This window comes from Rhodococcus sp. CX (assembly GCF_015865005.1).
In the GTDB taxonomy this organism is placed as follows: domain Bacteria; phylum Actinomycetota; class Actinomycetes; order Mycobacteriales; family Mycobacteriaceae; genus Rhodococcus.
This window is the reverse complement of sequence record NZ_JADZGH010000268.1, coordinates 8,973-12,620: the sequence shown is the minus strand read 5'-3', so window position 1 is coordinate 12,620 and position 3,648 is coordinate 8,973. Positions and strand designations below refer to the sequence as shown.

The 3,648-nt window shown below is 71.9% G+C and carries 4 protein-coding genes; 2 read left to right on the top strand and 2 right to left on the bottom strand.

Features of this window, described 5'->3' with window-relative positions:
* Positions 1 to 101 precede the first annotated feature (101 nt).
* Both I0Q12_RS29865 and I0Q12_RS29860 read left to right on the top strand, forming a co-directional pair.
* A complete protein-coding gene (locus tag I0Q12_RS29865) occupies positions 102 to 698 on the top strand; it encodes a suppressor of fused domain protein (RefSeq protein WP_197257415.1) in 597 nt (198 codons plus the stop codon).
* Between the two features lie 83 nt (positions 699 to 781).
* Positions 782 to 1,609, top strand: coding sequence for an SDR family oxidoreductase (locus I0Q12_RS29860; protein ID WP_197257413.1), 828 nt, complete (start codon positions 782 to 784; stop codon positions 1,607 to 1,609).
* Positions 1,610 to 1,640: 31 nt separating this feature from the next.
* Here the strand turns inward: I0Q12_RS29860 and I0Q12_RS29855 are convergent, their stop codons facing one another.
* Together I0Q12_RS29855 and I0Q12_RS29850 are read right to left on the bottom strand one after the other, a co-directional pair.
* Positions 1,641 to 3,446 carry a hypothetical protein gene (locus I0Q12_RS29855; RefSeq protein WP_197257411.1) on the bottom strand — a complete coding sequence of 602 codons (1,806 nt, stop codon included), beginning with the start codon at positions 3,444 to 3,446 and terminating at the stop codon, positions 1,641 to 1,643.
* A partial coding sequence (locus I0Q12_RS29850) for a CorA family divalent cation transporter (RefSeq protein ID WP_307846634.1) occupies positions 3,437 to 3,648 on the bottom strand: 212 nt, incomplete at its 5' end. The genes I0Q12_RS29850 and I0Q12_RS29855, both read right to left, overlap by 10 nt.

The window sequence follows — 3,648 nt, the reverse complement described above, 5'->3', positions numbered from 1 at the left end:
TTCGCGGCCCCGGCGACCGCCGACCACCGGGTGCGATTCGTCGACGACGACCGCTGACCCGCCACCCGGGACGAATGCCGCGCGCGGCGTACATTGCAGGGGTGACCGACGCTGTACTCCCTGCAGTCCGTGCCCACCTCACCGAGCATGTCGCCGGTGCGTCCGGTGCCGACCCGGAATCGGCATCGGTGACGTTCCTGGGTCTCGAACCCATCGAGGTGCTGCGGTTCCGGTCGACGGACTCCGGGGTCACCCGGTTCGTCACGCTCGGCTGTTCGCGGCATCCCATGGGCGATCCCACGGCGATGGTCGCCGATCCCACCCGGGGCCCCCGCGCCGAGCTGGTCCTGAGCCTGCGGAATGCGGAGGGCATCACCGCCGGTGTTCACCGCACCCTCGCGATCCTCGCGGCGCTGCCCGCCGTCGAAGGTGTCGTCCTGACCGACGACGCACTGCTCGATCTCGGTGAACCACTGTGGGAGAACGCGCCGTTCACCGCGGTGCTGCTCGGACCCAGCGACATTCCCGACCTGGAGCTGCCCGAACCCGCCGATCCGGTCCGGTTCTTCGACGCCGTACCGCTCACCGGCACCGAGGCCGCGTGGAAGCGGTTGCGCGGCGCCGGTGCGCTGCGCGACGCGTGGACCGAAGCCGGCATCGACGTGCGCGACCCGAACCGAGGCCAGCCACGGATGTGACGCGATCCACTCCTGCTGCGTGATGTGATCCGGGTCGCTCCTGCTCTACAGTCGCGTCCATCCGATCACCACGGGAGGCACGGATGGACAAGGACGTCGTCGTCGTCATCGGCGTAGGCGGCATGGGACTGGCGATCGCCCGCCGCCTCGGCAGCGGCCGGAAGGTGCTGCTCGCCGATTTCGACGAGACCACGCTCGCGGCAGCGACTGCGACACTGCGCGGCGAGGGCCACGACGTCACCGAACGGACAGTCGATGTCTCCGAACGCGATTCGGTCGTCGCCCTCGCGGACGCCGCCGCCGGACTCGGGCGCGTCACCCACATCGCGCACACCGCGGGGCTCTCGCCCGTGCAGGCGCCCACCGAGGCCATCCTGCGCGTCGACCTGCTCGGTGTCGCCCTGGTCCTCGACGAGTTCGCGCGCGTCGTCGCGTCCGGCGGTGCGGGCGTCGTCATCGCCAGCATGGCGGGGCACATGTCCGGCGGGCTGCCCGCCGACCAGGAGAAGGCGCTCGCGACCACCCCGACCGGCGAACTGCTCGACCTGCCGTTCCTCGCACCGGAAACGCTGGGGCATCCCGCGATGGCCTACGTGGTCGCCAAGCGCGCGAACGCTCTGCGCGTGCAGGCGGCGGCCGCCGCGTGGGGCGCGCGGGGTGCCCGCATCAACTCGATCAGCCCCGGCGTCATCTCCACCCCGATGGGCCAGGAGGAACTCGCCGGCGAGTCCGGCGCGAACATGCGCGCGATGGTCGAGATGTCCGCGACCGGTCGCCTCGGCACGCCCGACGACATCGCCGCCGCGGTCGCGTTCCTCCTCGATCCGCAGGCCGGTTTCGTCACCGGCACCGATCTGCTCGTCGACGGCGGTGCCGTCGCCGCGGTGCGTGCCGCCGGGTGGGCCGGCTGACGCCGGGCGCGGCCGGACCGACCGAATCCGGTTATTTCGGCGTGATCACCCCGACCGGACCGACCGTGTGTTTCGGCGGCGGTCCGGTCGCGGGAGAGCGCACCTGCAGGCCGTTCCCACCGCCCGGCACCCGGACGTAGACGGTGCCCGGACCGGACCCGACCGGAACCTGCGTGGGGTCGGCGCCCGGGAACCCGACCTCGATCCGCCCGGGCTGCGACGCGAAATAGTTCAGCTGCACGGTCCAGTCCAGTTCCATCATCGGGCCGTCCAGCGGCAGCGCGACGGTCGTGCCGGGCGAGAGCAGGTACCCGCAGTCCGGCTCGGGTCCCGGCGGCACCCACCGCACGGCGAACAGGGCTCCTTCGACGAGCGCGCCGGAGTCGTCCAGCACGGCCGGATCCTCGGCGCTGTCGGCGATCTCGGCGCGACCGGGCAGCGCGGAGAACACCGATCCGATGAGATTGTGCGGATGCGTGACCGGCAGCAGCACCCACACCGACACCGGGTGGTCCAGGATCGGCACGTCCGGGTGGGCGGTGAGCGCGACCCGGGCGGTGGCGAGATAGTCGCCGGTCGGATTGTCCACCCAGCTCCGCGTGAACGTCACCGTCGACCACAGCGAACCGGCCGTGAACGCGACCGCACAGATCGCCGCGACGACAGGGGAGATGCGGGCCGGTGCACCCCGTGCGGGAGCGCGCAGCGCCAGGGCGGCCGCGATCGCGCCGATCACCGCCGAGTCCGCGAAGTAGCGCAGGGTCTGCGCCAGTTCGTAGGTGGTCTCGGCACCGAACCGGGTGCTGATCATCGCCGCCAGGGAGGCGAGCACGTAGGCGGCGGCCGCGGCCCACACCCATCCCGTCCGCCGGCGTCGCCGCACGCTCCACACCAGCACCGCGATCACCGCCGCCCAGCTCACGACGACCAGCACGATCGGCGGCGTCGCCCACGGCGGGCTCGGGTTCCAGCGTTCCCACTGCCACGGTCCGCCGAGCAACGTCGGCACCAGCCCGTACGACAGCCCGTGATGCGTCAGCCCGGACACCATCGCGAGATCGGGTATCCCGAAACGGGATTCGACGAACGTGAGATAGCACGCGGCCCACCCGGTGAGCAGCGCCGCCGAGGCTATCCACAGCACCCGCCCGCGTCGCGCCGCGAGCCGCACCGGCCGGGCGCGCCCGTCGACCCGGTACGCGAGCGCGACGGTCGCGAACGCGACGAACGGCACCAGGATCGACTTCTCGAAGAACAGCAGGGCGATCGCGGTGACCACGGTCGCGGACACCGCGTAGCGGCGCCGGCCGGTGCGGGCCAGCAGCAGCGCGTCCCCCGCGACCCACGCCAGCGCCGCCTGCAACGGCAGCGCGTTGAGTCCCGCCGCCCACCACGCGAACGCCGGCAGCGTCAGCGGTGCGAACAGGTAGAACAGCAGCGGTCCCCACAGGACCCGGCGTGGGCCGAGCAACAGCCACAACACCCGCAGCACCGCGAGCGACGCCACCGCCTGCCCGACCACCAGCGACACCGCGGCGGGCCACCACTGCAGGGGCGCCACCGCGTCGGCGAGCGCGGCCGCGGCGAATGCGCCCGGCATGAGATGGCCGTCGTGGTCGTGCAGCAGCAGCTCCGCGGACCACAGCGGATAGGTTCCCGCGCGGCCGATCAGGATCAGGTCGTCCCAGTAGAGTTCGCCGACCGCGGCGACGGCCGCGCGGATCGCCACCTGCACCACGACGAGCGCGAACCCGACCCCGAGGACCAGGCGCACACGATCCCGCCGGTCCGCGGGCACCGTGGAGGAACGGTCGAGAAGTGCTGTTCTCACAGCCACTTGTTGCGCCGGAACGTCAGGAACAGGGCGACGGTGCTCACCACGATCACCCCGACGACCAGGTAGTAGCCGTATTCCCAGTGCAGTTCGGGCATCCGGTCGAAGTTCATGCCGTAGATGCCGGCGATCATCGTCGGGACGGCCGCGATCGCGACCCACGCCGAGATGCGCCGCATGTCGGTGTTCTGTTGCACGGTGACCT